General features: G+C 36.5%; 1 protein-coding gene. It reads left to right on the top strand.

Annotation, left to right across the window (positions count from 1 at the left end; genetic code table 11):
* Window positions 1-727: N-acetylmuramoyl-L-alanine amidase (locus tag HMPREF3270_RS06395; RefSeq protein WP_176746717.1), on the top strand; the 727-nt coding region annotated here is incomplete at both ends.

A 727-nucleotide genomic window follows, 5' to 3' on the forward strand; every position in this document is an offset into this window, starting at 1 on the left:
GTGGTATTCCAATTGAAAAATACGATATTAGTAAGTTGAATGCAAAACAAGATAAATCTAAAAACGGAAGTGAGAAAAAATTGAAACATATTTATTCTAACCACATCAAAGGTAATAAAATTACAGCACCAAAGCCAAGTATTCAAGGCGTGGTTATCCATAATGATTACGGAAGTATGACACCCAGCCAGTACCTGCCATGGTTATACGCACGTGAAAATAACGGTACACATGTTAATGGTTGGGCAAGTGTGTATGCTAATAGAAACGAGGTGCTTTGGTATCACCCTACAGACTATGTAGAATGGCATTGCGGTCATCAATGGGCAAACGGTAACTTGATCGGTTTCGAAATTTGTGAGTCATACCCTGGTCGTTTATCAGACAAGCTATTCTTAGAGAACGAAGAATCAACTTTAAAAGTTATTGCTGATGTCATGAAGTCTTACGACTTACCAGTAAACCGAAACACAGTAAGACTGCATAATGAATTCTTCGGTACTTCTTGCCCACATCGTTCATGGGAAATGCATGTCGGCAAAGGCGCGCCGTATACAACCGCTAACCAAAATAAAATGAAGGATTACTTTATTAGTCGTATTAAATATTATTATAACGGTGGTAAATTAAAAACAGGCAATGCGCAAGTGATCAAACAAAATGATGTTAAAAAAGAAGTTAAAAAGAATGAAAAACAACAAGTGGTTAAGACAACAGATTGGAAAAA

The sequence above is a fragment of the Staphylococcus sp. HMSC65H10 genome (assembly GCF_001839185.1).
Classification (GTDB): domain Bacteria; phylum Bacillota; class Bacilli; order Staphylococcales; family Staphylococcaceae; genus Staphylococcus; species Staphylococcus simulans.